Source organism: Deinococcus aquaedulcis (assembly GCF_019693445.1).
GTDB classification, from domain to species: Bacteria; Deinococcota; Deinococci; order Deinococcales; family Deinococcaceae; genus Deinococcus; species Deinococcus aquaedulcis.
In genome coordinates this window covers 1-26,267 of the sequence record NZ_JAHRBL010000017.1, presented here as the reverse complement: position 1 = coordinate 26,267, position 26,267 = coordinate 1, and the positions used below count along the sequence as shown (strand labels likewise).

The 26,267-nt window shown below is 68.4% G+C and carries 17 protein-coding genes and 1 pseudogene; 12 read left to right on the top strand and 6 right to left on the bottom strand.

The window, feature by feature from the left end:
* The first annotated feature begins 96 nt into the window (after positions 1 to 96).
* Together KMW22_RS15630 and KMW22_RS15625 are read left to right on the top strand one after the other, a co-directional pair.
* A complete protein-coding gene (locus KMW22_RS15630) occupies positions 97 to 1,068 on the top strand; it encodes an ABC transporter permease (protein WP_221090957.1) in 972 nt (323 codons plus the stop codon).
* Positions 1,068 to 2,189 (top strand): ABC transporter permease, encoded by a 1,122-nt coding sequence (locus KMW22_RS15625; RefSeq protein WP_221090956.1) that lies wholly within the window; start codon positions 1,068 to 1,070, stop codon positions 2,187 to 2,189. The genes KMW22_RS15630 and KMW22_RS15625 overlap by 1 nt, the downstream gene beginning before the upstream one ends.
* Before the next feature lie 73 nt (positions 2,190 to 2,262).
* On the opposite strand, the gene KMW22_RS15620 is transcribed toward KMW22_RS15625, so the two are convergent.
* Together KMW22_RS15620 and KMW22_RS15615 are read right to left on the bottom strand one after the other, a co-directional pair.
* Positions 2,263 to 3,138 carry a ParB/RepB/Spo0J family partition protein gene (locus tag KMW22_RS15620; RefSeq protein WP_221090955.1) on the bottom strand — a complete coding sequence of 292 codons (876 nt, stop codon included), beginning with the start codon at positions 3,136 to 3,138 and terminating at the stop codon, positions 2,263 to 2,265.
* Positions 3,135 to 3,911 (bottom strand): ParA family protein, encoded by a 777-nt coding sequence (locus KMW22_RS15615; RefSeq protein WP_221090954.1) that lies wholly within the window; start codon positions 3,909 to 3,911, stop codon positions 3,135 to 3,137. Before KMW22_RS15615 ends, KMW22_RS15620 begins: the two co-directional genes overlap by 4 nt.
* Positions 3,912 to 4,154: 243 nt before the next feature.
* On the opposite strand from KMW22_RS15615, the gene KMW22_RS15610 reads away from it, so the two are divergent.
* Both KMW22_RS15610 and KMW22_RS15605 read left to right on the top strand, forming a co-directional pair.
* Positions 4,155 to 4,592 (top strand): hypothetical protein, encoded by a 438-nt coding sequence (locus KMW22_RS15610; RefSeq protein WP_221090953.1) that lies wholly within the window; start codon positions 4,155 to 4,157, stop codon positions 4,590 to 4,592.
* Positions 4,593 to 4,635: 43 nt separating this feature from the next.
* Positions 4,636 to 6,036: a replication initiator protein A gene (locus KMW22_RS15605; RefSeq protein WP_221090952.1), complete on the top strand. Its 1,401-nt coding sequence runs from the start codon at positions 4,636 to 4,638 to the stop codon at positions 6,034 to 6,036.
* Between the two features lie 73 nt (positions 6,037 to 6,109).
* On the opposite strand, the gene KMW22_RS15600 is transcribed toward KMW22_RS15605, so the two are convergent.
* Positions 6,110 to 7,108 (bottom strand): aldo/keto reductase, encoded by a 999-nt coding sequence (locus KMW22_RS15600; RefSeq protein WP_221090951.1) that lies wholly within the window; start codon positions 7,106 to 7,108, stop codon positions 6,110 to 6,112.
* Between the two features lie 43 nt (positions 7,109 to 7,151).
* Positions 7,152 to 7,574, bottom strand: coding sequence for a MerR family transcriptional regulator (locus KMW22_RS15595; protein WP_221090950.1), 423 nt, complete (start codon positions 7,572 to 7,574; stop codon positions 7,152 to 7,154).
* A 533-nt stretch (positions 7,575 to 8,107) separates the two neighbouring features.
* Between KMW22_RS15595 and KMW22_RS15590 the strand changes: the two genes are divergently transcribed.
* From KMW22_RS15590 to KMW22_RS15560, 7 genes are all read left to right on the top strand, one after another.
* Positions 8,108 to 8,983, top strand: coding sequence for an ABC transporter substrate-binding protein (locus KMW22_RS15590; RefSeq protein WP_221090949.1), 876 nt, complete (start codon positions 8,108 to 8,110; stop codon positions 8,981 to 8,983).
* Positions 8,980 to 9,633 (top strand): cob(I)yrinic acid a,c-diamide adenosyltransferase, encoded by a 654-nt coding sequence (gene cobO / locus KMW22_RS15585; RefSeq protein ID WP_221090948.1) that lies wholly within the window; start codon positions 8,980 to 8,982, stop codon positions 9,631 to 9,633. The genes KMW22_RS15590 and cobO overlap by 4 nt, the downstream gene beginning before the upstream one ends.
* 19 nt (positions 9,634 to 9,652) lie before the next feature.
* Complete coding sequence (locus KMW22_RS15580; protein WP_221090947.1) at positions 9,653 to 10,975, top strand: cobyrinate a,c-diamide synthase; 1,323 nt, start codon at positions 9,653 to 9,655, stop codon at positions 10,973 to 10,975.
* Complete coding sequence (locus KMW22_RS15575) at positions 10,972 to 11,856, top strand: CobD/CbiB family cobalamin biosynthesis protein (protein WP_221090946.1); 885 nt, start codon at positions 10,972 to 10,974, stop codon at positions 11,854 to 11,856. Before KMW22_RS15580 ends, KMW22_RS15575 begins: the two co-directional genes overlap by 4 nt.
* Positions 11,857 to 11,866: 10 nt before the next feature.
* A complete protein-coding gene (locus tag KMW22_RS15570; protein WP_221090945.1) occupies positions 11,867 to 12,898 on the top strand; it encodes an aminotransferase class I/II-fold pyridoxal phosphate-dependent enzyme in 1,032 nt (343 codons plus the stop codon).
* Positions 12,899 to 13,498: 600 nt separating this feature from the next.
* Entirely contained in the window at positions 13,499 to 14,860 is a 1,362-nt protein-coding gene (locus KMW22_RS15565; protein WP_221090944.1) for a M12 family metallopeptidase, read from the top strand.
* A 357-nt stretch (positions 14,861 to 15,217) separates the two neighbouring features.
* A complete protein-coding gene (locus tag KMW22_RS15560; protein ID WP_221090943.1) occupies positions 15,218 to 18,361 on the top strand; it encodes an ATP-binding protein in 3,144 nt (1,047 codons plus the stop codon).
* A gap of 607 nt (positions 18,362 to 18,968) precedes the next feature.
* Here KMW22_RS15560 and KMW22_RS15555 read toward each other — a convergent pair.
* Complete coding sequence (locus tag KMW22_RS15555; protein ID WP_221090942.1) at positions 18,969 to 24,791, bottom strand: PAS domain S-box protein; 5,823 nt, start codon at positions 24,789 to 24,791, stop codon at positions 18,969 to 18,971.
* 533 nt (positions 24,792 to 25,324) lie between these two features.
* Entirely contained in the window at positions 25,325 to 25,960 is a 636-nt protein-coding gene (locus KMW22_RS15550) for a hypothetical protein (protein ID WP_221090941.1), read from the bottom strand.
* A 178-nt stretch (positions 25,961 to 26,138) separates the two neighbouring features.
* Between KMW22_RS15550 and KMW22_RS15545 the strand changes: the two are divergent.
* Positions 26,139 to 26,267, top strand: a pseudogene (locus KMW22_RS15545) (IS701 family transposase); the annotation flags it as partial.

Below are 26,267 nucleotides of genomic sequence, written 5' to 3'. Positions count from 1 at the left end.
TGACTTGACTTCCCTGCCCTGTCCGCGCCCCGCGCGCCGCCTCCTGCCCCCCCTATTTTTCCCACTCCTCACCCCCCACTCCCCACTTTCCCCGCCGTGCTGACCTACGCCCTACGCCGCCTGCTGGGCATGGTGCCCACGCTGCTGCTGATCAGCGTGGTGTGTTTTGCGGTGATTCAGCTGCAGCCCGGTAGTTTTCTGGACCAGTTCCGCGAAGACCCGCGCGTCACGCCCGAATCGCTGCAGGCCATGACGCGCCAGCTGGGCCTGGACCAACCGCTGTGGGCGCAGTACCTGAACTGGGTGCGCGGCATTGTCACCGAGGGCGATTTCGGCTACTCCTTCGCCAACGGGCGCCCGGTGGGCAGCCTGATCTGGGAACGGCTGGGCTGGACCGTCTTTCTGGCGGTGCTCACGCTGTTGGTGTCGTGGGTGATTGCCGTGCCGCTGGGGATCTACACCGCCATTCACCACCACCGCAAGCGGGCCACGGTGCTGAATTTCCTGGGCTACATCAGTCTCGCCACGCCGGATTTTCTGGTGGCGTTGCTCCTGATCGCGCTGGTGCTGAACCTGGGCGGCACGAACGTGGGCGGCCTGTTCAGCCCGCAGTTTATTGACGCGCCCTGGAGCGGGGCCAAGGTGCTGGACCTCCTGTCACATCTGTGGATTCCGATGATCGCCATTGGCCTGGAGGGCGTGGCGGGCCTGATGCGGCAGATGCGCGCCTCCCTGCTGGACGTGCTGCACCAGGACTACGTGCGCACCGCCCATGCCAAGGGGCTGGCCGCGCGGCGGGTGCTGTGGGGGCACGCGGCCAGAAACGCGGTCAATCCGCTCATCAGCCTTGCGGGCCTGAGTCTGCCGGGGCTGATTTCGGGGACCATCATCGCCAGCATCGTGCTGAACCTGCCCACCATCGGCCCCTTTCTGTACGACGCCCTGCTGAACAAGGACCAGTTCGTGGCCATGACCCTGCTGATGTTCAGCGCCCTGCTGCTGCTGCTGGGCAACCTGCTGGCCGATCTGGCCCTGGCCTGGGCCGACCCCCGCGTGAGGTTCGACTGATGACGGCAGTCCCTGTCCCGGCGCCGGCCACGGGCGCCCGCCGCCAGAGCCCCCTGGCGCTGGCCCTGCGCCGCTTTCGCCGCAACCGCGCCGGGGTCCTCAGCGCCTGGGTGCTGGGGGCGCTATATCTGGTGGCGCTGCTGGCTGGCTTTCTGGCGCCGTATTCCATCACCGCGCAGCACGAGGAAGCGCCGTACCAGCGGCCCCAGGCGGTGCATGTGGTCCATAACGGCCAGCTCATGCGCCCCTTTGTCTACGGCTTTAAAAAGGCCCGCGATCCCGTCACCTTCGCCAGCACCTTCAGCGAGGACCGCAGCCGCCCGTTGCCCATTCTGTTCTTCGTGCGTGGAGAGGACCCGGCAGAATTTGGGTACACCTTCCTGGGCGTATTTCGCAGCCAGTGGCACCTGTTCGGGGTGCAGGGCGGCACCATTTTCCTGCTGGGCACCGACAAATTCGGCCGCGACCTGCTGTCGCGCATGCTGGTGGGCTCGCAGGTGTCGCTGACCGTGGGGCTGGTGGGCATTCTGATCTCGTTTGCCATTGGGATCGTGCTGGGCGGCGTCAGCGGCTACTTTGGCGGCTGGGTGGACAACGTCATTCAGCGGCTGGTGGAGGTGCTGCTCTCGTTCCCCCGCCTGCCCATCCTGCTGGCCCTCTCCACCGTGATTCCCGCCAAATGGCCGTCCACCTGGGTGTACCTGGGCATTGTGGCGGTGCTGGCCCTGATCGGCTGGGCGGGGCTGGCGCGGGTGGTGCGCGGGCAGGTGATGGGCGCGCGCGGCGTGGATTACGTGCAGGCGGCCCGCGCCCTGGGCGGCAGCGACCTGCGGGTGATCCTGCGGCACATCATGCCGAACCTGTCGTCTTTTCTGATCGTGACCGCCACCCTGGCCCTGCCTGGCTACATCCTGGGCGAGAGCGCCCTGAGCTTTCTGGGCCTGGGCATCAAGGAGCCCATGACCAGCTGGGGCCTGCTGCTCAAGGACGCGCAGAATTTCGAGACGCTGAATCTTTACCCGTGGCTGCTGCTGCCCGGGGCGCTGATCGTGGTGTCGGTGCTGGCCTTCAACTTCCTGGGCGACGCCCTGCGCGACGCGGCCGATACGCAGAGCCGGTAGGGGAGAGGGGCACAACAATCTGGGGGCTGGCCGATGGAGTTGCTCCAATCAGTCAGCCCCCAACACCTGTGGCCTATTCCAGCGCCAACAGTTCCTGCAGCTGTTGCAGCAGTTTCTGCACCTTGGCGCGGCGTCGGTCGTCCAGCCGGGCCAGGGCACGGCGGTCGCGGAGTTGCCGGGCCACCGCCTGCGATAGGTCCGGCGCCGCCTGCGGGCTCTGGCCGCGCACCCGGTCACGCAACTGGGCCACGGTGGCGCCCGCCAGCGCTTCCCGAATCAGCCCAGGCCGCTCGTTCACTTCAGCGCGGCCGATCACCAGCGCCTTGCGGTAGTCCAGCCCCGCCCGCACCGCCGCCTGCACATCTTCGGGCAGGTTCAGCAGCGCGGCGCGGTTGCGAATAAAACTGCGCCAGGATTCGCGGCCCAGGGCGCTGAAGGCCGTGTCCAGAGCAGAGACCAGTTCCGGCTCGGCATCGGGGGCACGGTCCAGGGCGAACATGCGGGCCACGGCGGCGTCCTCGGTCACGCCCAGGGTCACGGCGGCCACCTGCAGTTTGGCGCGCACCTCTTCCATCACGTTCAGGTCCTCGCGCTGCAGGTTCTCCACCGCCGCCGCCAGCCGGGCTTCCCGGTCATCCAGCGTGCGAATCAGCACTGGCACCTCGCCCAGGCCCGCCTGCTGCGCCGCGCGCCAGCGGCGTTCCCCAGCCACAATTTCATAGCCGCCGCCCACCGGACGCACCAGCAGCGGCTGCAGCACCCCCTGCTCCTGAATGCTGGCGGTCAGGTCAGCGAGGCTCTGTTCGCTGAAATGCAGCCGGGGCTGAAAGGTCCCGGGGCGCAGCTGCCCCACCGCCAGTGTGGTGGCGGCTGGCTGGGCCAGGGCGTCCACCCCCGCCACCAGACCACTGAGGCGCGCGCCGATGACCGGCCGGGCTTTGCGGGTCATGCCGGCGCCCCTTCAATGTTCACGTTCAGGCCCGTGGCCCTGGCAATTTCAGCCGTTACCCGCAGCACGTCGCGGTGAACCGGGCTGCCCGGCGCATACACGCCCACTGGCTGCCCGGCGCTGGCACTGTCGTTCCACACCGCGCCCCGGTCAGCAATGGGGCTGGCCAGTGGACTCAGCAACTCCTTCAGGGCGGCATAGGCCTCACGGTCATGCGAGCGCCGCGCGTCGTACAGGGTGGGCACGTACAGCGCCACGGTGAGATCGGGGCGCAGCTTACGGTAGGTGGCCATCGCCTCGCCCAGACCAGCCAGGGCATTCATGCCTTTCTGGCGAGTGGGCACCGGCACGATCAGATGATCTGCCGCCAGTGCACCCAGAATGGACAGCTGTCCCAGGCTGGGCGGGCTGTCAATGAGCGCCACGTCGTAGCGGTCCTTCCACTCGGCCAGGGCCTGCCGCAGGTGCAGGTGTGCGCCCACCACGCCCAGCATCTGCCCCTCGGCGAGGGCCAGCGATACATCGCTGGGCAGCACGTCCAGATCATGAACGCGGATGGGCGTGGGCAGCCCGTCGCCCCGCGTGGCGGTGTTAAATACCGTCTGATCGCGCGTTACCCCGCTGACGCCCAGCCAGTCGGTCAGGTTGGCCTGCGGGTCCAGATCAATCAGGAGCACCCGCTGCCCGGCCGCCGCCAACGTGTGGCCCACATCGCGGGTCAGGCTGGATTTCATAACCCCGCCGGCATGGTTAAAAAGCGTCAGTGTGCGCATTGAGCCCCAGCCTAGCGCGTTTTCTGCGTTTTTGCCTCTTCTCCGTATGGGGTGCTCGTCACGTGACGAGCAGACCGGGGAAGTATCGGACAACTTGCGCCATTTTCGAATGAGGCGAGAAGTCAGTTCGGAGGCAAGGGTAGGAATTAAGTCAGAAGGTGCTGAAGTTGACAGACGACGAGGCGAATGACCTGACAGGCAGCATCATATTATTCGCCGTAGACAGATTTTATGATTTTAAGTATGTTTTTAACCTTTATTCTACCTATCGGACAACTTGCGCCATTTTTGGAAGGCCCACTATCGGACAACTTGCGCCGTTTGAATGGTAGAGCTGTCCAGCACGGCCGCAATCTCAGCAGGCCGCGTGTTACTCAACCTATCGGACAACTTGCGCCGTTTCGCCCTCAACTATCGGACAACTTGCGCCGTTTTGCTTCAGAAGTATCGGACAACTTGCGCCGTTTCCAAGATCTACCTATCGGACAACTTGCGCCAAAACTATCGGACAACTTGCGCCGTTTGCCCTGGCACTATCGGACAACTTGCGCCGAAAAGGGGTCAAAACTATCGGACAACTTGCGCCAAACTATCGGACAACTTGCGCCGTTTTGCCCTGAGAATGCCGTCCTGGCGCAGGATCGCCCCGGCCGCTTGTTGTTGTCAACATATATCTTTTAAACAGATAAAAAGATCTAAAAGAAAAACAACAACAGGGGGGGCAGTGGCAGACAAGGGAATCAAACGCTTCGACGAACTCAACATCGCCCGGTTGAGCTTGATTAGCGTGCAAGAACGCATCCCCGCCGACTACCGCGACTGGAGTGTGGAACTCGAAGACGGCGACCGCCGTTACCGGGTGACCTGCCAGGCCCTGCCCGAATATGGCGTGCCACACGGTATTGACACCGATATCAGCGCCGCCCTGGTCAACCTGTACATTGACCAGGGCTCGCCCCCTGACGGCGTGGTGACCTGCACGCCCTACCAGCTGCTGCAGATGGCGGGCCTGGACACCAGCGGCCGGTACTACAGTGCCCTGGACGAGAGTCTCAAGCGCCTGACCACCACGACCTACTTCATCTCTGAGGGCTGGCGCGACCACCCACGTGGCCGCTGGACGAACGTGAACTTCCGGTACATTGACCGCATCGCCTTCACCTCGGGGCAGGCCGACAAACTGGACGCCACCAGCGTGCTGCAAATCACGCTGCCGCAGGAAATCGCCCGCAGTGTGCGCGCGGGCTACCTGAAGTCGCTGGACCTGTCGTTCATGCAGACGCTGCGCCGACCCCCCACCCGCGCGCTGTACCGCCTGCTGGACGCCCAGCGCCGCGACCCCGAAAACCCGGACGCTGTGGCGATGGCCTATCAGGTGGGTCTGATGGAATGGGCCGAAGCCTGCAAGATCGTGACTGACCGTCCCAGCATGGCCCAGCGCACCCTGGACGCGGCGCACGAAGAACTGCTGGAAAAAGGCTTCCTGAAAAGCGTGGAGTACCTGGGGCGCGGCAAGAAAAAAATGCTGCAGTACACCTTTGGCGAGGCCTTCATTCCACCCGACCCGGCACTGCTGCAGGAACTGGCCGAACTGGGCGTGACACAGACCCGCGCCCTGCAACTGGTGCGCGAACACGGCGAGGGCGCGGTGGAGGACGCCGTGGACCGCTGCAAGATCATCCTGGGCACCGGCTACAAACCCCGCTCGAAACCCGCCTTCTTCGTGGATGTCCTGAAGAACCCAGGCAAGTACCTGGTTCCTGAAGAGCCCGTGCCGGCTCAGAAACCGGCCGCCAAGGCCCAGCGGAAGGGCACACGGGGAAATCCTCAGCCCACCCTCTTTGAGGCCCCTTCTGGAGCTTCTGAGGAGGAAGTGGATGAAGATGTCCGCCTGCGGGCCCAGCCGCGCGAGAAACAGGTGGAAGAAGTGATGCGCACTCTGACCTTTCTGCTGCGCAATGATCTGAAGCTGCAGGAACTTGATACCCTGCGTCTGGCGCTGGACGAGGGCCTGGAAGACCCGCTGGAAATCAAAGCCTGGGCCATCAAGGGCATCAGCAGCGGGCAGAAGGCCACTGTAGTGCGTGACCTGCGCGCCCGCCTGAGCCTGAAACGGCCAGGCTAAGGCACCCCACTGCAGCGAAACAACCCAGCCCACTCCCTTTGACCGGAGTGGGCTGGATGCTGTGGTGTGCGTGTTAGCGATTCACGGTGCGCATGTCGGGGTAGCGGTCACCCTGTGCGGCACCGAGCGGGAAGGCAGCGTCCAGAGTGGCCAGCTCGTCGGGCGACAGGTGAACGTTCAGGGCGCCCAGATTGTCTTCCAGGTACTTCACCCGCTTGGTGCCGGGAATGGGCACCAGATCCTCGCCCTGGGCCAGCACCCAGGCCAGCGCCAGTTGCGAGGGCGTACAGCCCTTCTCGGCGGCCAGACGCTGCACGGTGGCCACCAGCGCCAGATTATGCCCAAAGGCCTCGCCCTGGAAGCGGGGGTTGTGGCGGCGGAAGTCATCCTCGGCCAGGTCTTCCGGGCGCCGGATCTCGCCGGTCAGGAAGCCGCGCCCCAGCGGGCTGTAGGGCACAAACCCTACCCCCAGTTCACGGCAGGTCGCCAGCACGCCCTGTTCGGGGTCGCGCGTCCAGAGCGAGTATTCGCTTTGCAGGGCCGTGATGGGATGCACAGCGTGGGCCCGGCGCAGGGTGTCGGGGTTGACCTCGCTGAGGCCAAGAGCACGCACCAGGCCGGCCTGCACCAGTTCGGCCATCGCCCCCACCGTGTCCTCAATGGGGGTGTCGGCGTCCACGCGGTGCAGGTAGTACAGGTCGATGTGATCCGTTTGCAGGCGCTTCAGGCTGGCTTCAGCGGCCTGGCGAACGTACTCGGGGCGGCCGTTGACGCGCCGTCCGCCCGGCACGCTGGGGTCGGCCACAATGCCGAACTTGGTCGCCAGCACCACCTGGTCGCGCTTGCCGCGCAGCCAGTCGCCTAACAGTTCTTCGTTGGTGTGCGGGCCGTACATGTCGGCGGTGTCGTAGAAGGTCACGCCCAGGTCCAGGGCGCGGTCCAGGGTGCGGCGGTTCTCGTCCTGGTCGCGGGGGCCGTAAAAGGCGCTCATGCCCATGCAGCCCAGACCCAGGGCAGACACGGTGAGGTCACGCAGGCGGCGGGTGGGCAGGGGGGTGGCGGGACTGGTCATGCGGGGCCTCCTTGGGGCGGGGTGGGGCGAAGGGGGGTAAGCGTCAGGACGTCACGGGCTCGGCCAGCGGGGCGGGGGAGGGGGCCGGGGCCACCTCTGGGTGCAGGTGGTCATACAGCGCGATCTTGTCGCGGATGGCCTGCAGGTCGCCCTGCATGGCCCCCAGTTGCGCGACCACCGCCTGTTCATGGGCCACCAGCAGCGCCCGGCGCGCGGGCACGCCGGCCTCGCCCAGCCGGATCAGGCGGCTGAATTCGCGCAGGCCGGCCATGCCCATGCCGGTGCGGCGCAGGCGAATGAGCATGCGCAGCAGGCCCAGTTCCGCGCTGGTGTACTGGCGTTTGCTCCCACCGCCGCGCGGCACCGCCAGCAGCCCTTCGCGGTCGTAGTAGCGCAGGGTGTGGGCACTGACGCCCAGGTGCGCGGCGGCGTCCTGAATGCTGAGGGGCAGCGGGGGCTGGGCCATGGGGGCACCGTACGCCTTCGAGTGCGCTCGAAGTCAAGCAGCGCCCTGCCGAGGGCTGGGTTCAGACCCTGAATCGCGGCAGCAGCGCTTTGACCAGCCGGGCAGGGTCAGCCCCCGGGCCACGCCTCCCGGCCAGCACGCTGGCCTGTCGGCCTATGGGAGGCTAGGCAGCGCGGTCAGAGGGGGTGCACGCTCGCCCGGCGCCTGCGGGGGCGCTGCATGACGAACCGCATTTGCTACCCTGGGCGCACCTGAGCCAGGGGAAGTCCGGTGAAGGCCCCACGCGGCCCAGTCCGGCGCTGTTGCGCAGCGGTAATCAGTCTGGTGGCGCCCGCCACCCTGTCAGCCCGAATGCCTCTCAGGGACGTTCGCCCACGCGGCGAACACCTCTCGCCATCAGAGGGCCAGCTCCGAGTTGCCTGTATCTGCGCGCAGCCGCCGCGCGTGAACGGCCCACTCCGGCCCCGGCCAGGGTGGGCTCTTGCTGGCTGGTCCACCCCGGCTGATCGTCGTTCCTGCCTGCTGGAGTTGTGATGAGCCGTTTGAAATTGCTGGTGCCCGCCCTGTTGCTGCTGGGGGCCACGGCCGCCGCCACCCGGTACCCGCTGACCATGACCGACGATCTGGGCCGCGCGGTCACCCTGAAGGCCGAGCCCCGGCGGGTGATTGCCATGCTGCCCTCGCACACCGAGACCCTGATCGCCATTGGCGCGGGCGACCGGCTGGTGGGGGTGGACCGCTTCAGCACCTACCCGGCCAACGTGGTGGCCGCCCTGCCAAAGCTGGGCAGCGCCTACCAGCCGAACATCGAAGCCATCCTGGCCCTGAAGCCCGATCTGGTGCTGGCCGATGAATCATCGGGTTCCCGGCTGACCGAGAAACTGGCGCAGGCGGGCCTGACGGTGTACGGCGGCAGCGCGCAGACCTACAACGAGGTCTTCGAGAAGATTGCGGTGCTGGGCAAGCTCACCAACCGTGAGCAGGGCGCAACCCGGCTGATCACCACCATGCGTGCCGAGCTGGCCGTCCTGCAGCAGACCGTGGCGGGGCGCCCCAGGGTCAGCACCTACTACGAGATTGACCCCTCGCCGTACTCGGTGGGGCCGAACTCGTTTATCGGCACGCTGATCACCAAGGCGGGCGGGCGCACCATCGTGCCTGCCGCGCTGGGCGATTTTCCCCGGCTGGACCCGGAACTGATTGTGAAAAGTAACCCCCAGGTGATCATTGGCCCCAGCCTGAACGACGCGCGCCTGCGGCCGGGCTGGCCGGGCCTGACGGCTGTGCAGAGCGGCCGGGTGTACCAGCCCACCAGGGAAGAACTCGACGCCCTGTCGCGCCCGGGGCCCCGCCTGCCGCTGGCCCTGCGCACCCTGATCCGCCTGCTGCACCCGGAGGCCCTGAAATGACCGACCCCGCCCACCAGCCCGCCGATCCGCTCACCACTGAACAGCCCACCACCGAACAGCGCCGCGCCCAGGCGATGCAGGAACTGACCGAGCAGCGCGACAAATACAAGAAACGCGAAGGCATCAGCAAGGGGCGGCGCGGCCTGATCATCGTGAACACCGGCAAGGGCAAGGGCAAAACCACCGCCGCCCTGGGCCTGATGATGCGCGCCCACGGCCGGGGGCTGACCACGAAGCTGTTTCAATTTCTCAAGCACGACACCGCCAAGTTTGGCGAGCACCGCACGCTGGACAAGCTGGGCATTCCCTGCCAGGGGCTGGGCGACGGCTGGACGTGGCGTTCCCGCGATCTGGAGAATTCCGCCGAACTGGCTGCCCACGGCTGGACGCTGGCGCGGGCGGCGATTGAGGCGGGTGAACACGACCTGATCGTGCTCGACGAATTCACCTATCCCCTCAAGTACGGCTGGGTGGCGTGGCCCGAGGTCGAAGCGGTGCTGCGGGCCCGCGATCCGAACCTGCATGTGGTGATCACCGGCCGCGACGCCCTGCCCGAGCTGATCGCCCTGGCCGACACGGTCAGCGAGATTCAGCCTGTCAAGCACGCCTACGAGGCCGGGATTGGCGGCCAGCAGGGCATTGAGTACTGAGCGTGAGGAGCCCTGGTCCATGAACCGGCTGGTGATCGCGGCGCCGCATTCCGGCAGCGGCAAGACGACGGTGGCGGCCCTGCTGTGCCTCGCGCTGCGGGCGCGCGGGCTGCGGGTGCAGCCCTTCAAACTGGGGCCCGACTACCTGGACCCCACGCACCTGACCCGCGCTGCCGCGCAGGCCACCCGCAACCTCGATTCGTTTCTGCTGGGCCCGGCGCGCACCCGCGACCTGTTCGCCCGCGCGGCGGCAGGGGCCGACCTCAGCATTCTGGAAGGGGTCATGGGCCTGTACGACGGCCGCGACCCCACCAGCGACGAGCATTCCACCGCCGAACTGGCCGCGCTGCTGGGCGCGCCAGTGGTGCTGGTGATTGACGCGGGCGGCATGGCCCGCACGGTGGCGGCCGTGGCGGCGGGCCTGCGCGACTTTCGCCCCGATCTGCGCGTGGCGGGCGTGATTCTGAACCGCGTGGGTGGCCCCGGCCACGCGGCGCTGTGCGAGGCCGCGCTGGAAGGCGTGGGGTTGCCGGTTCTGGGTTTCGTGGCCCGCACCGAGGCGCTGGCCTTGCCCTCGCGGCACCTGGGCCTGCTGAGCGCGGAACTGACCGCCTGGGACGAGGCGGCGGTGCTGGCGGCGGCCGGGCATCTGCGGCTGGACGCGCTGCTGGCTGCCGCGCAGGCGCCCGCCCTGCCCCAGCCAGCAGCGCCCGGGGTGAACGGTCCCCGGGTGCGGCTGGCCTACGCCCACGACGAGGCCTTTCACTTCTACTACCCCGATGCGCTGGACGAACTGCGCCTGGCCGGGGCCGATCTTGTGCCGTTCAGCCCTCTGCGCGACGCGGGGCTGCCGCCCGGGGTGAGCGGCCTGCTGCTGGGCGGCGGCTACCCCGAAGTGCACGCGGCGGCGCTTAGCGCCAACCGCTCCATGCGCGGGGCGGTGCGGGCGTTTGCCGCCTCTGGCCGCCCGGTGCTGGGCGAATGCGGCGGCCTGATGTACCTGGGCGAAACCCTGGAAGACGAGGCCGGCACCCAGTTCGAGATGTGCGGCGTGGTGCCCTACCACACCCGTATGACCCCGGGTCTCACCCTGGGCTACCGCGAGGCCACCGCCCTGGCGCCGTCCGTGCTGGCCCCGGCGGGGACCGTGCTGCGGGGCCACGAATTCCACCACTCGGTGCTGACCCACGCCCCCACCCAGCCGGCCTACCGCTGGACGGGCGGGGATGGGCAGCCCGTGACCGAGGGCTACGCGGCCGGGAACGTGCTGGCCAGTTACCTGCACCTGCATCTGGCGGCCGAGCCCGCACTGGCCCGGCGGCTGGTGGCGGCCTGCCGGTGAGGCGGCGCACGCTGCTGCTGGCGCTCGCCCTGGACACGCTGGGCGAGCCACCCACCCGCTGGCACCCGGTGGTCTGGATGGGCACGTACCTGGGCTTCGCCCGGCGCCGCTGGCGGCCCGCCCCACCGGCCGGCCAACTGGTCCAGGGCGCGGCCAGCTGGGCCCTGGGGGCGGGGCTGGCGGCGGCTGGGGGCCACCTCGCCGGGCGCTGGCCGTGGCCAGTTCAGGCGGCAGTGCTCAAGCCCCTGTTGGCCCGGCGCGCCCTCTTTGCCGCCGTGGGCGAGGTTCACGCGGCCCTGCAGCGCGGGGACCTCCCCGAAGCCCGGCGGTTGCTCGCGTGGCATCTGGTCAGCCGGGACACCTCGGACCTCAGCGCCTCGGAGGTGGCGGGGGCGGCCATCGAGAGTCTGGCGGAAAACCTGTCGGACAGCGTGGTGGCGCCGCTGCTGGCCTTCCGGGTGGGGGGCCTGGGACTGGCGGCCACCTACCGCCTGACAAACACCGCCGACGCCCTGTGGGGCTACCGCACCCCGGCCCTGGAATGGCCCGGCAAAGTGGCCGCCCACGCCGACGACCTGCTGAATCTGGCTCCGGCCCGGCTGACGGCGCTGTGCGCGCTGCTGGCCGGCGGGCGGCGGGCCAGCTGGCCGGTGTGGCTCCGGGACCGCCGCGCCACCCCCAGCCCCAACGCCGGACACCCCATGAGCGCCTTCGCCGGGGTGCTGGGCCTGCGCCTGGACAAACGCGGGGTGTACGTGCTGGGCGCCGGGGGCCGGCCCCCCACCCCGGACGACCTGCCGCCCGCCCTGGCCCTGGCCCGGCGGACCCTGGGGCTGGCCGTGCTGGCCCTGCTGTGGCCGCCCCGGAGGCGCCGTGCCTGACACAGCGGGCATGCCTGAAGCCCTCCATAGCGACCTTCCGCCCCTGGTGCCCCGGGCGCCGCATGGGGGCCCCACGGCCACGGCCTTTACCGGGCTGGATTTCAGCGTGAACACCAACCCTTACGGGCCCAATCCCGCGCTGCTGCGGGCGGTGCGGGACGCCGACCATGCGGACTACCCCGATCCCTCGTACCGCTGGGTGCGCGAGGCGCTGGCGCACTGGCACGGCGTGACCCCAGACGAGGTGGCGCTCTCGGTGGGGGCTTCGGACCTGCTGCACCGGCTGGCGCGCGCCTTTGTGCCCCCGGGCGGCACACTGCTGAGCCTGCACGCCCCGTTTGGCGAATTGGCCCGCGCGGCGGCCCTGGCGCGCGCCGAGGTGCTGATTGTGTCCGAGCGGCCGGACCGGGTGCCGCCGGGCACCGCGCTGGTTTATGTGGGCCAGCCCCACAACCCCACCGGCCACACGCTGAGCCCTCTGGATCAGCAGGCTCTGGCCCAGACCTGCGCGCAGGCCGGGGCCCTGCTGATCGTGGATGAAGCGTATGCCCCGTTTCTGGCCCCTGGCGCTCCGGCGGGGGACGGAACTGGGCCCCGTCATCCCGCCACTGTCCGGCTGCTCTCGCCGGGCAAGGCCCACGGGCTGGTGGGGGCCCGCCCCGCCTACGCGCTGGCCGCCCCAGAGGTGGTGGCGCGCCTGGATAACCTCGCCCCGGCGTGGCACCTCCCCGCTGGCACCGCCGCCCTGCTGGCCGCGCTGCCGCCCGCCCAGGGGTTCCTGGCCGCCACCCTGCCCCGGGTGCAGGCCGAAGCCCAGGCCCTGGCCCGCGCCCTGGGTGAGCTGGGGCCTGTGGCGCACCACGGCACGCCGTACCTGACGCTGGCGGTGGAGGAGGCCCCGGCCGTGGCGGCGGCGCTGCTGGCCCAGGGCCTGCGGGTGCGCGACTGCAGCAGTTACGGCCTGCCGGGCCACCTGCGCGTGAGCACCCGCACCCCGGCGCAGAATGCGGTGCTGGTGCGGGCGCTGCAGTCGCTGATCTGAGAGCGGTAACCATAAGACCTGAAGGCTTCACCTTCAGGTCTTGTAGGGCGAGTGGACTTGCCAAGCTGCGAAGCAGAGCGAGTGACCACAACAGACAGCGGTTGGAATGGAGTTCAGGGGGTCCCGTCCTCCCCTTGGCGGAACGGAAGACCGCTGTGAGAGGCCAGCGGTCTGTGAGGGAATGCGGTGGTGAGCGGTCAGGAATCTGGCGCATCTCGACTTCCCCGGGCGACTGCGATAAAAGGCGCGCCGATGTGGGCGGTCCCGGGCACCGGTGAGGTCGCGTGGTGAAGGGCGGCGGCGCCGTGCAGGCCGTCCTCGTTCAGCGCACCGCGAAACCCAGGGCGCCCCATCATGCCTTCGGTGGCCACACGCTTCAGTGCAGCCCGCAGAGGGCTTGAACCTCGCTGGCAGGCGTGACGACATGGTGAGGCTCGGCTGAATAATGCTCGGCTAATGCCCCCTGGTCTACGGTGTCGCATCGCTGAACGGTTCCCGGTAGGGGCCTGCGGCGCAGCGGCCAAGGGCGGCTGACGGGACGACTGACCCCAGAGGCCAGTCACGTCAGCCCGCGCCGCTGATGTTTCAAGGAGGCAGGTTATGGACAAATCTGTGGCGTTCATGTTGTCGGTGGGCCTGACCCTGGCCCTGGCGGGTTGTGGCCAGCAGGCCCCTGGAGTGGGCGCGGCCCAGTCGGGTGCCGCAGTGAACAGCGGGTCGGGCCCCTCTGCGCCGTTTGACGCGCATGATGTGCCGGCCGGGGCTCCTGTGCGCCAGATTGCCGTGCGGTTTCCCCTAGACCGGGAAGCGCAGCTGGTGCAGGCCCAGGAGCATCAGGGCTACCTGGTTTACGGGGGCATGATTCTTGGGCGGTCCAGCGACTTTCCAGCAGCGCCGACACTGACCGGGCAAGCGGTCACCACCGGGGACACCTGGAAGTCGCGGCCCATCACCTACTTTCTCAGCCCGTCTTTGCCCAGCGAGGTCCGCACGCGCATTCAGGACGCCGTCTCGTACTACAACGCAGAAACGGCGGTCAGATGGAGCCGGACCAGTTCCGAAAGCGACAGCATGGTCCGCTTCGTGTCCAACGGCAGCGACTGCCGCTGCGGCAGCACGGGCTGGAGTTCGCGCGGCTCCAGCTTGATCTCGGCCAGGATTGCGCTGGGCAGCCAGGCCAGCGCACGCACCATCCGGCACGAGATGATGCACAGCCTGGGCTTTAAACACGAGCAGACCCGCGCCGACCGCGACACGTTCCTGAGGGTGACGTTCGATACCGATCAATCGGAAAAGGCGGTGGACAGCAGCCGCAACCCGACCGGGCACTACGATTTTATGTCCATCATGCACTACGACGACGCGTCGGATTTCCGCTTTACGCTGCGCGACGACCCCAGGGTGCAGCAGCTGTTTCAGAAGCAGGCCCGGCGTTACCACAACCTCTCGTCCGATCCGGCCACCGATTCGCAGACCGTTCACCGCTATGTGGGGGCCGGCAGCGAGCTGAGCTACCTGGACAAGTACGCCCTGCGGCTTCAGTACGAGCGCACCAGCGACACGCCCTTTACCGTTCGGATGACCGAGGTGACGGACAGCAGCCTCAAGCGGCAGGCTGGGGTGCAGAGCGGTGAGCGTCTGGTGCGGTTTGCCATCACCAACAGCAGCGGCCTGGACGCGTCGTCGTGGGCCCTGCGGGTGAGTCTGGGCGGCGCCGACCGGCCCCTGCGACTGCCACCTATCGGGGTTCAGAACGGCGGTTTCCTGACGCGGGTGCTGAACGAAGCGGCCGCCGAGGACCTCGAAGAGACCTATATCGTGGTGCCACAGGAAGGCGAATCCACCATTAGTAGCGGCAAGACCCTGAGCGTTTACCTTGTGGTCTCGGACGGCTCTGACAATGAACTCGACGGCGTGGATTTTTGCCGCATCAATACGTTTTCCTGCCTGAGCGGGTCGTAAAACAGCTGCGGGCTGGGCTCGCGCTGAGCTGGAGGAGCGCAGGCACGGGGGCATGGGGGGACTTTTCCCCTCGTGCCTCTGCTGCATTCCTCTGCGGCACGGGTCCACGCAGGGCGCAGAGTGGCCCAGCCGGACCAACGGGGAAGGTCTGCCCAGTCTTCAAGGGGCAGAGAAGCGCGCTGGGGGCGGCCGCCCTGGGCTGCAGGAGGCAGCGCCTTTTCGGGCGGGAGCAGGCCGGGTAACGCGGAGCGCGCCGGCGCCTGCTATGCTGGCCCTTCCCCTGAAGGACAGACGAACCCTGGTGGCCGCACCCGCTGCCTGGGGCAGATCCAGCCTTCGGAAGGAGGCTGGCCCCGCGTGACCCATCCTGAAGTGCTGCTGCTGGGGCCGCCCCGCGTTCACCGCTGGCGGCTGCCCTACGATCAGCGCCTGTGGCTGCTGGCGTACCTGACGGCGCAAGGTGGTCACGCCACGCGCGATGAAGTGCTGGGTGTGTTCTGGCCCGACAAGAGCGAGCGCGACGCCCGCAACAACCTGCGGGTGCTGCTGCACCGCCTGCGGCAGGCGCCCTGGGGTCAGGCGATCAGTGCGCAGGGGGGCGCCCTGCACCTTCCCCTGCAGAGCGACGTGCAGCAGCTGCGCCGGGCCTACCGCGCGGGCGACTGGCCCGGGGTACTGCGCGCTTACCAGGGGCCTTTTGTGCAGGGACTGCAGCCCAGTGGCGCCCCGGATTTTGAAGCGTGGCTGCACGCCCAGCGCACGCAGCTTGAGGACGCCTGGAAGAGTGCGGCGAGGCGGCACCTGGGAACGCTGGAGGCGGCGGGGCGACCCGAGGAAGCCTTGACCCTGCTGGAGAACATGCTGGCCCTGGCGCCCGACGACGAGGACGCCCTGCAGGACCTTCTCCGGCTGGGGGTGCGCTGGCCCGGTGCCGCGCAGGTTGCCGTGCAGGCCTACCAGCGTTTTGCGGGGGCCCTGGCCCGCGAGGTCGGCGGTCAGCCCCTGGACCGCACCGACGACCTGTTCCGGCAGCTGGGCGGCGCGCGCCGTGCGGGGCCGGCTGCCCCGCCCGCCACCGGCACCCCGGGGCTGGAGCGCACCGTAGACCTGCAGGCGGTGACGGACGCCCTGCGCCGTCCCGAGTGCCGGCTGCTGACAGTGGTGGGCCTGGGCGGAAGTGGCAAAACCTGGCTGGCGGAGCGGGCCAGCGCGGCGCTCCGGGCCGACTTTGCAGACGGCACCGTCCAACTGGATCTGGGCCTGCTGGAAGAGCCGGAGCAACTTCCCGGCCATCTGGCCCGGGCCCTGGGGCTGCGCGTGACGCCAGACGAGCCCCTCTGGCCGCAGGTGCGCCGCTTTCTGAGCACCCGGCAAATGCTGGTGGTCCTCGACAGTCTGGAACCTCTGCTGGGCGAGCGGCGGCCAGCCATGCTGGCGCACGTCACCGCCCTGCTGGAGGCGCCGGGGCTGAAACTGCTGCTCACCTCGCAAGAAGCGCTGGGGCACGCGGCCGAGTGGATCTCGCCCCTGCACGGTCTGCCCTGGCCCACAGACGCCAGCCTGCCCCTGGACGCGCTGCTGCGTGTGCCAGCGCTGGCCCTGTTTGTCGCGCGCGCGCAGCAGGCCAACCCGCAGTGGCGGCCGGCACCTGAAGACCGGGCGCTGCTGGTCACGGTGGGCCAGTTGACCGAGGGCCTGCCGCTGGCCCTGGAACTGCTGGCCGCCAGCCTGCGCTTCGTGCCCCTGGCCGAGGTGGTGAAACTGGCCCGAGAGGGCGCGGATGTGCCGCTGCTGCCGGGCCGCGCCGCCCATCACGTCAGCCTGCAGGCCGTGTTGCAGCACATCTGGCGCCATGTGCCTGCAGAGGAGCGCGAGGTGTTGTGCCGCCTGTCCGTTTTGACCGGGTCGTTTTGCAGTGACGCGGCCCAGGCGGTGGCGGGGGCCACCTTTGCCACGCTGGTGGGCCTGCAGGGGCGCGCGCTGGTGCGGCGGGATGCACAGGGACGCTTTCACCTGCACCCACTGGTGTGCCAGTTTGCGGCCACGCAGCGCACGGGCCCGGAAGAGGCCGAGGCCTTACAGGCGCGGCATGCCGCATTTTATGGTGCGCTGGCGCGCGCTGTTCGCCCGGGTCTCGTGGCCGGCGCGCAGCGCGAGGGGCTGGCCACCCTGGACGCCGAGGCCGACAACCTGGGCGCGGCGTGGGCGTGGGGCGTACGCCGCGCCAGGGGTGAAGTGCTGCTGGAGCTGCTGCGCACCCTGGTCACGGTGCGCAAGCTGCGCGAGATTCTGCCGCCTGTGTGGACCGACACCCTGGCCTCGGCCCGCACGGCGCTGCTGGGGTGCTGGCGCGACCCCACGCCCGTGCAGGCGCAGGTGCTGGCGTACCTGGAGTTGCTGCAGGTGCAGGATGAGCTGGCCCACGGTCTGACCCGTGACGGGGCCGCGCGCCTGTCGGCCCTGATGACGGCGTTCATGACCTGGGGGGACGGCGTTGGCCTGCTGCACAGCGGCCTGGCCCTGGCGTGGCAGCGCCAGCGAACAGCGCCGGAACCCGGCCCCCTGCGCGCGGCGCTGGACGAGGCCGTGACCCTGCTGGGCCCTGAGGACGCGCGCGAGCAGGCGGCCTGGGCCGTGCGCCTGCCGGTGGAATGGGCCTACCTGTGGGCGCGGCGTCAGGGTGAGGGGGGATCAGACCTGCTGGACACCGTAACGCCGCAGGCCAGGGCGGCCGGCGTGCTGGATCTCTATGCCGGTTGCCTGATGCAGCAGGAGTATCAGGCGCGGCGGCGGCGCAATCCTTCCCGCGATGGCCTGCTTCAGGAAGCGGCGCGCGTGTACCGGGCCATTGACCACCACCACGGAGCGGTCAACAGTCTGATGCTGCGGCTGGGCTACGCCCTGGATGATCTGCAGGTGCCAGCCGCCGAGGAGGATCTGGCCGAGATGCGCCGCCTGCTGAACGAGCACAGTGATCCCCGCTTGCTGGGCATGCTGCTGCGCTGTCAGGCCCAGGTGGCCGAGGCCAGGGGGGAACCCCACAGCGCCGAGGCCGCCTGTCGCAGCTTTGTGGCGCTGATGCGCGACCGGGTTCCAGAAGGCAGCGGCAGCCCGGAACTCACCATTCACCTGCTGTACTGCGCCACCCGGGTGCGCGAGGAGCGGGGCGTGCAGGCGTACCTGGCCCGCAGCGTTGACCGTTCGGTGGACCGCATGAGCCCCCGCCTGCAGATGCTGGGGCTGCTGCGGTGTGCCCAGGCGAATGCAGCGGCCGCGCGCCCTGAGGAAGCCCAGCGGCTGGCCGGGGCCCTGCTGAGCCAGACCCGGTTGCCGGAACTCTGGCGCTGGCGCCTTGAGCGGCTGGTGCCGGCGGCTTCTCCGTGGCCAGAACCGCCCGCCAGTCTGGAAGAGATCTGGCAGCAGTTGCGCCAGGAGGGCCGAACGTTCCGACCCGCCCAGGAGCGGGAGGCACAGACCACGGACGGTCGTGTATGTCCCTGAAGTTGTCAAAGACTTCAGGCTGGTGCTGGATGACACGGGGGGGTCAGCTTCGTCGGGCGAAGGTGAACCTGGACAGGAGCCTGTTTGATGAAGGGCCCCGAAGCCGACCCAGGATGTACCCAGAGCCGTTGAGGGGCGAACGAAGCCATTAATGCGGCGAACAGTTCCAACAGGTCAGCGGGGACGGCTTGCTGAAGAGGGCTCTTCCCTTTTTTTGACGGAAGCGCGGGCAAACGCAACCCAATTCGAGCGGACTGGCCAAGCTGCGGCGCAGCCCGGCAGGAGAGAGAGCGGAAAAACGCCCTTGCCAGCCTTGTGGACGACATTCTCTTCAGTGTGGGTTTGCCGTAGACCAGCCCCTGTGCGGACGCTTCAGCGGGTGAGCGTGGGCAAATGGAAAGAGGAAGCAGGGTGCGACCTTCTGGTGTTCCGGGCCCAAGAATCCTGTGAACTAACTGGCTACACTATTCTCGTTCCTCTGCTGGGCCCCGCCGCCCCTGGGAGAGGCCGCAGGGTATGCGAGAAGGGTCCAGAGCAAAGAGACCACACCGGCCGGGGCCTGCGCTGAGCCGCGCCTTCAGCCAGCCACTGCCCCACAGCCGCTGTGTCACCCACCGGGCCATTCATCCCGGAAGAGGGTTTCCAGCGCCGTAACCGCCTCGTCCCGGGGAAACGCCAGCACCACGGCGCCGCCCCGGCGCACTTCGGCCCAGGCCCAGCCGCCGTGCCGGGCCATGATGCGCCGCACCTGCAGCAGGCCGCTGCCCTCCAGAATGGGCACGCTCTGATCGGTGCGCACCGCCAGATCAAAGAGGGTGGCGGCTTCCTCTGCGGTCAGGCCGACGCCGTCATCTTCCACCGTGACATGGACTTCGCCTTCAACCTCGTGGCTGCTGACCGTGACGTAGCGGGCCCCACGCGTGGCACTCAAGGTAAAGTCCATCAGCACGGTCAGGGCCTGACCCAGCAGCGCCCGGTCCCCCCGCACGATGGGCAGCGGCGCGACCTGCCAGTCCACCTGCCGACCAGGCGGCAGCGAGAGGCCTTCGCGCACGGCCGCCAGCAGTTCGCCCAGCGGCAGCAGCTCTCTGGCCAGGGGATGCACCTCCAGGCGCGCCAGTTGCCGCAGGTCCTCGGCCACCCCCTTGAGCCGCGTGATCTCGTCGCGCAGCAGCGCCGGGTCGTAGGGGGACAGGCCGTCAAGCGGCGTCTCCGCCGATGGCCCAGGCCCCAGCAGAGGCCCGAGTTTCTGGGCCGGGGCCTCCAGGTTGTGCGCCGTGCGGGTGATCAGGGTGCCCAGTTCGGCGTTGAGGTCCGCCAGACGTTCGCGCTGGCGCTTGATCTGCTGCAGCTGGGCCGTGCGTTCCAGGGCCAGACGGAAGCTGTCGCCCACCGCGCGGAACACCGCTTTTTCGCGCACCGTCCACGAGGGCCGGTCGCGCGCAACCATGCTGAGCATGCCGGCCGGGTGATCCTGGGGAAACAGGGGGTAGGCGGCGATCGCTGCTGGGCGCCCAGAGGGCGGCTCACCGGCGTCCCCGTGCTCGAAAAAGACAGGCTCTTGGCGCTCGCCCGGAACGGCGTACTCCGGTAGATCAGCGGGCACGCCCTGGCGCAGGGCCACCTCCAGCTCGGGCGTCAACGGGCCGGACGGGTGGTGCAGCCGCCAGACCTCGCCTTCCCGCTCAAGGTACGCCGCGCAGTCCGGGGCCAGGACCTGCTGCAGCACCTCGGTGGCGTGCTGGGCCAGGGTCGGCACCTCCTGAATCTCGGCTGCTTGCTCGGCAAAGTGGGCGAAGGTGCCCAGCGCGTCGCGTTCCTCGGCCAGGGCGCGCACCGCCTCGGCGCGTTCCAGGGCCAGCCCCAGGTTGCGCACCACCGTCTTCAGTACAGCCCGGTCTGCCCCCGACCACGCCCGCTGCTGGTGGAGCGTCACAGCAAAGACCCCCAGCGGACGGCCCCCCACCAGCAGCGGCAGCGTCGCGGTGGCCGGCGTGGCGTGGTCTACGGCGCCGGGCCCGTCGGTGCCAAGTATGTCCTGGCCCTGAAAGAGCGGCTCGCCGCTGTCCCAGGGCTGGTCAAGACTGGGGGTACGGCCCCGTTCCAGGCCTGCAAGCAGCGCCGCCTGAAGCTCGGGGTTGCGCAGGTCGCCCACCTGGCTGCGTAGACGCCACCAGCGCCCTTCTGGCTCGGCGTAGGTGGCCGAGGCGCCCGGCAGCAGCGACAGGGCCACCTCCTGCCCCCGCTGAATCAGGGCGTAGGGGTCCAGGTGCGCGCTCAGGCTCCGGGTCAGATCGGCAAACGCCTCCAGTGCCCGGGTGCGGGAGGCCAGTTCCGTGTTCAGTTCCGACAGCTGGCGCGTGCGCTCTTCCACGCGGGCTTCCAGAACAGCGGACTTGACCCGCAGGTGGTGGATATCGGTGGCCGCGCCGTACACCCGGACCACCGCCCCGTGGTCGTCGCGCAGGGCAAAGGCGTTGACCACGAACCAGCGGTACGCGCCGTCGTGGCGGCGGATGCGGTGCTCATGCCGCAGCGGCTGGCCCGATTGCGCCGCCTGCCGGTAGCGCTCCAGGGAGCCGCCACGGTCCTCGGGGTGAATGGCCTCTGTCCAGCCCCACCCGGTGGCCTGGGCCAGGGTCTGGCCGGTGTAGTCCAGCCAGCGCTGGTTGTGCCAGGTGGTGGCCCCGTCCGGCTGGCTCTCCCACAGCAGGTCAGGCACGAGGTTGGCCACAGCGCGGAAGCGGCTTTCCGAGGCGTGGCGGGCCTCCTCGGCCTGGGCGCGCTCGACCGCTGCCCAGGTGCGCTCGGCCGTCTCCTCCACCAGCGCGATCTCCGCCGCATTCCAGCGTCGCGGTGTGTCCTGGATAAGGAACAGTGCCGCCTGCAGCTCCCCGCCCTTGAGCAGCGGCACGTCCACCCAGGCCGCCACACCGTGCGCGAGGCAATAGTCCCGCTCCGCTGCGGGAATCGTCCCGTCTGCCGCGTCCTCGACAATCCAGGTCTGCCCCTCGCGGAAGCGTTCATTGATGGAGCGAAAGAACTCGATCGGGTAGTGACCGACGAGGCTCGGCAGGCCCGGCGCAGCGTAGTCGCGCCGGATCTCGACACGGTCCGTCCCGGGCGGCCATTCCGCGTAGTAGGCCCGGCTGGCCCTCAATCCTTCCCCCAGTAGCCGCGTGGCGACGCCAATGATCTCGGTGGGGTCTGCAAGTGGCCGCAGCGTGTCACTCAGCCTCAGCAGGAACGCCTGCCGCTCCTCGTTGGCCCGGAGCGCGTCCTCGGCCCGTCGGCGCTCGGTGACGTCGTGGGAGAACACGATCAGCTCATCCCCGGGGCGCGGGTACACACTGACCGCGAACCAACGGTCCAGCAGCTCGGTGTATTCCTCGAAGGTCGCTGGCTCACCGCTGTTAATCACGGCGGTGTAGACGGCCATCCACCGCTGCAGGTCGGCGTCCGGGAGCACCTCGGACAGCCGCCGGCCAAGAAGGGTTTGGCGGTCCAGGCCGGTCTGCCGTTCCAGCCCCCGGTTCACTTCCAGATACCGGAGGTCGGCCACCTGCCCCGCCGCGTCACGCTCCACCTTGCAGACGGTAAAGCCCTCGGCCATCGTGTCAAACAGCGTGCGGTACTTCTCTTCAGAAACGCGCAGGGCGTGCTCGGCCCGGGCCCGTTCCACGGCGGCCCAGGTGCGCTCGGCGGTCGCTTCTACCAGCGCAACCTCAGTCGCGGACCAGTCGCGGGGCTTGTCACTTTGCACACCGAAGTCGGCCACGAAACGGCCGCCCCGCACCAGCGGCACCGTCACGGCGGCGTGTACCCCGCCCCCGGCCCACGCTGCCCGCTCGGCTGGGCCAAAACGGGCGTCGGTGGTCACGTCGGTGACCACCATCGTTTCGCCGCTGCGGCGAAGCGCCATCACGCGCTCGCCGTAGGTGTCGTAGCGGTAGCGCGCTGGAAAAGGTGCCGCAGCGGGGGCCCCGGGGGCGTGGTACTGCCCCCGCAGCGTGCCCACCTCTGCTCCGGGTTCGCCCTCGATGTCGGCGTACATGACGCGGGTGGCCCCAAGGTGCTCGCCCAGCACCCGGGCAGCGGTGTTCTCGATGGCCCCGGCCTCGGTGAGTGGCCGCAGCGCGTCGCTGAGCCGCAGCAAAAACGCCTGCCGCTCCTCGGACTCGCGCAGGGCGGCCTCGGCCGCCTTCTGCTCGGTCACGTCCTGGGCGATGCCGCCCACGCGGTGAACGTGGCCCGAGGCGTCCCGGATGGGAAAGGCGGTGTCGTGCAGCCAGCGCACCTCGCCCGTGTCCGGCCGCACGATGCGGTATTCCTGCGCCACCGTCTCACCGGCCAGCACCCGGGGCATGGCCGCCGTGGCCCAGTCCCGGTCTTCGGGGTGTACCACCGCGTACAGCACGCCCACATCGGCCATCACCTGCTCTGGTGTCATGCCCCACACCAGGGCCACCGCCGGGCTGACATACTCGACCCGCTGGCCAGCGGCATTCCACACCCACAGCACGTCGCCCGAGTGCTCGGCGAACTGGCGAAAGCGCGTCTCGCTGGCCTGCAGCGCCGCCTGCGCTTCGGACAGGTCGTGGATGTCCACCGCTGTGCCAGTCCAGCGGCCCGTGGCGGGGTCCCGCACGGCGCGCGCGAGGTGGCGCCGGTACTCGCCGTCGGCGCGGCGCAGGCGGTAGTCCATCTCGTAGACCGCGCCCGTGCTCGCGGCCTCTGCCGAGCGGCGCACCGCTTCGGCCGCGTCGTCGGGGTGAACCACGCGGTGCCACGCGTCGCCCAGCCCGGCCGCCGGGTCCAGCCCGGTGTAGGTAAACCAGCGCGGGTTGAAGTAGTCCACCGCCTCGTCGCTGCTCTCCCACACGATGGCGGGCACCGTCTCGGCCAGGCTCCGGTAACGCGCCTCGGAGGCGCGCAGGGCTTCCTCGGCGCGCACGCGCTCGATGCGCGGAAACAGCCGCGCCGCCACCTCCTGAATCAGGTCAATCTCGCCCTCTGTCCACGGCCGCGCCTCGCTGTGCGCCACGGTGAAATAGGCTTTCCAGCGCCCGTCCTGGCTGTAGGGCACCGCCACGTAGGCGCCGATTCTCTGGGCGTCGGCCCCGGCCTTCAGCGCCGCTGTGGCCGCCGAGTCCCCGGGCAGCTCGCTCTGGACATCCGAAATCACCGACGACGCCCCGGCCCGCAGGCGGCGCAGCCCCTCGGGCGCCATGAAGCCGGCGATGGGGTAGGTACCCAGGACCGGCGGCACGGCCAGCGCGTGCCAGAAGTGGCGGATGGTGACCTCCGCGCGGTCCTCGTCCACGTCCACGTAGTGGTAACACGTCAGCCCCAGGTGGGCCACGAGCTTGGCCCCCACCGTGTGAAGCAGCGCCTCCTCGCTGGCGGGCTGACTGAGGTCTCTGGACAGCTCGACCAGTAGCTCGCGGGTGGCTTCGCGGCGTTTGCGCTCGGTGATGTCTGTAAACAGCACCGCCACCTGACGGCTGCCCTGCCCGCCCAGCCGGAAGATGTTGAGGTCAAAGACCCGCCCCAGTGTCAGCTCGCCCTCCTCCACGCGCAGGGCCACCCCGGTCTCGGCCACCTGCCCGTACAACTCGGCCCAGCGGGGGTTGGGGGTGCCCAGGAGCTGGGCCCCCGTGCGCCCCACCGGGTAGGGCATCCCGGTGTGTGGCATGAACGCCGGGTTCACCTCCAGAAACAGGAAATCGGTCCAGCGCCCCGTGTCGTCCTTCATAACCTCCACGACCGCGTAGGCCTCGTCCATCTGGGTGAACAGCGCGCGGTACTTCTCTTCACTGGCGCGCACGTCGGCTGTCGCCTCGGCTGGTGTGCTGGTGCCGCTGGCCAGCAGGTCAGCCACAACCTGTCCCAGCGTGCTGGGCGACAGCGTCAGCGTGGCCGCCTGGGCCAGCGGCTGATCGGTCAGCGCCGCGCCTTCCAGCCGCTGCACCAGTACCGTTCCCCCCACCCCCCGCAGGGCGCGCGTCCCGGCCACCCCGTCGTCCCCCGCGCCGTTCAGGATGGCCACCAGCGCACGCGCCCCAGCACTGAGGGCCAGCGAACCCAGCAACTGGTCCAGCGGGCGCCGGGGCGCCTGGGCCTCCTGCGGGGTCAGGGCGCAGCGCAGTCCCGGCTGCACTTCCAGAATGTCGTGCGGCGGCGCCAGATAGACAGCCCCCGGCGCCAGCACCGTGCCGTGTTCAGCCACGCGCAGGGGAAGCGGCGACAGGGGGCGCCACGCCTCCAGGGCTGCGCCGGCCTGGGCCGCCCCCGCCGGGCACGCGATCAGGACCGCGACCGGCTGCGCCTGGGTCAGCCCGGCCAGCACGCGCCTGGCCGCTTCCGCCTGGCCGGCACAGGCGATCAGGACCAGCACATCAAAGGGCGCTGCGGCAGGGGTCAGGGGCATAACTGGGGAGTAGTTTAGGCACGCCTGGGCCGCGCAGGTCTCTTTTCGCGTCTGGCAACCTTGACTGAAGCGGGAAGTGGGATGAGAAAACCCTTCGCGTCCCCACCCGTGAGATCGGTTGACTTTGGCCCTTGGTCAAGGGTTTGGGTCGCGTGGCGCTTGAAGCCACTCATGCTCTGGGCATTCGCCTCGGGCGGCAACCGCGTGCCCAGAAACCCTTTGAGATGCACACCCAAAGCGGCATCACCCGGCCCACAGTCTCCCTGGCCACTTGCCACTACTGGAGCGTCAACTTTAGTCTGTCAATTGAGTCTTGATGTGCTCTTCATCGAAGCTAGGCTGCTCAACAGCGAACGACACTTCGAACAGGCACCAAACGGTGCTTTCCAAAGTCGGCTACGTCTGATCAGATGCTGCCGTCACCGTTGCTGCGTTTGTTGTGCATGGGGGGTGCTCCTCTGCGGGAGCGGTCAGCTGATCAAGCGAGTTGAGGGGGCGTACGGGCGGGAGATCCACAACAACCCGCAGCGACGTCACTGGGCGGGAGAAATGATGTCTGCCTGCGCGCTCAGGCACACGCTGCGGGCCTCGTCCAGAGACTTTTTCGAGGGAACAGAGGCAAAGCATTCCACCGTGACAGGTGGTGTAGTGTCCATTTCATTGGTCGCCCAAATGTAATATCCCGCCCCAGCGTACGTTTGAATTTGCCAGTTTCCTTCCTGTTCTTCTTCAAGCAGTCGTCCGCTAATAGAAGTGGTGCCGCGCGTGGAAGAATCTTCAGCAGACAAGGAAACCTTTATTGCACGATTTGAATCAATGATGTTAAGCTCATCAGATTCATTAGAATCCACGTAAGTCTCAAGTGCTGTGGCGGAAAGCTTGACCTTCCATGTTTTTTGTCTATCTGTTACATCCAAAGTTTGAGAGAATGTTTTTGGCGCTGCCAACGCCGCTCTTGCTTCTCCTCTCTTGTGAGTTTGCTTTCTTTGCCAACCAAGAACGGCAAAGTTGAGAACAAGGCCCACAAGTATGAATGAGGCAAGGGAGATAAATATGATGTTTGTTGTCTTTGAATTAGATTTTTTGATAAGCTTTTCTATGCCGGCATAAAGAAGAAAACCCGGAATACCAACGATCATCATCCAGAAAACCACATCTATAATCTGCATAATTTAGAGACCTATGGTAACAGGAAAGCGGCCCACTGTCGTAAGAATTTGACCTGCTTCCTGCCGAGGTAACGGACTTACAACACACCTCCCAGGCGCCATTCCTGGTGGAGCCTGATGCTCAGGAGTTGCACCTGCATAACAGCAGGAGAGCGCTCCCAGCCGGGAGACTCTGGGAGTGTCTATGTCACAGATTCCGGGGGAGCGCGTTCGCATTCTGGCAGATGCATTTCTGGCCATCCCCACCACCTGCTACCAGCAGCGCAGCCTCGGGGCTGCGCTCGCTCTGTTTCTCGACACGGCCACC

What these genes read in the sequence shown, in the direction of transcription:
- KMW22_RS15625 (WP_221090956.1), top strand. Translation starts at nt 1,068, where the DNA reads ATGACGGCAGTCCCTGTCCCGGCGCCGGCCACGGGCGCCCGCCGCCAG.
- KMW22_RS15620 (WP_221090955.1), bottom strand. Translation starts at nt 3,138, where the DNA reads ATGACCCGCAAAGCCCGGCCGGTCATCGGCGCGCGCCTCAGTGGTCTG.
- KMW22_RS15615 (WP_221090954.1), bottom strand. Translation starts at nt 3,911, where the DNA reads ATGCGCACACTGACGCTTTTTAACCATGCCGGCGGGGTTATGAAATCC.
- KMW22_RS15610 (WP_221090953.1), top strand. Translation starts at nt 4,155, where the DNA reads ATGTTTTTAACCTTTATTCTACCTATCGGACAACTTGCGCCATTTTTG.
- KMW22_RS15600 (WP_221090951.1), bottom strand. Translation starts at nt 7,108, where the DNA reads ATGACCAGTCCCGCCACCCCCCTGCCCACCCGCCGCCTGCGTGACCTC.
- KMW22_RS15595 (WP_221090950.1), bottom strand. Translation starts at nt 7,574, where the DNA reads ATGGCCCAGCCCCCGCTGCCCCTCAGCATTCAGGACGCCGCCGCGCAC.
- KMW22_RS15590 (WP_221090949.1), top strand. Translation starts at nt 8,108, where the DNA reads ATGAGCCGTTTGAAATTGCTGGTGCCCGCCCTGTTGCTGCTGGGGGCC.
- cobO (WP_221090948.1), top strand. Translation starts at nt 8,980, where the DNA reads ATGACCGACCCCGCCCACCAGCCCGCCGATCCGCTCACCACTGAACAG.
- KMW22_RS15580 (WP_221090947.1), top strand. Translation starts at nt 9,653, where the DNA reads ATGAACCGGCTGGTGATCGCGGCGCCGCATTCCGGCAGCGGCAAGACG.
- KMW22_RS15570 (WP_221090945.1), top strand. Translation starts at nt 11,867, where the DNA reads ATGCCTGAAGCCCTCCATAGCGACCTTCCGCCCCTGGTGCCCCGGGCG.
- KMW22_RS15565 (WP_221090944.1), top strand. Translation starts at nt 13,499, where the DNA reads ATGGACAAATCTGTGGCGTTCATGTTGTCGGTGGGCCTGACCCTGGCC.
- KMW22_RS15555 (WP_221090942.1), bottom strand. Translation starts at nt 24,791, where the DNA reads ATGCCCCTGACCCCTGCCGCAGCGCCCTTTGATGTGCTGGTCCTGATC.
- KMW22_RS15550 (WP_221090941.1), bottom strand. Translation starts at nt 25,960, where the DNA reads ATGCAGATTATAGATGTGGTTTTCTGGATGATGATCGTTGGTATTCCG.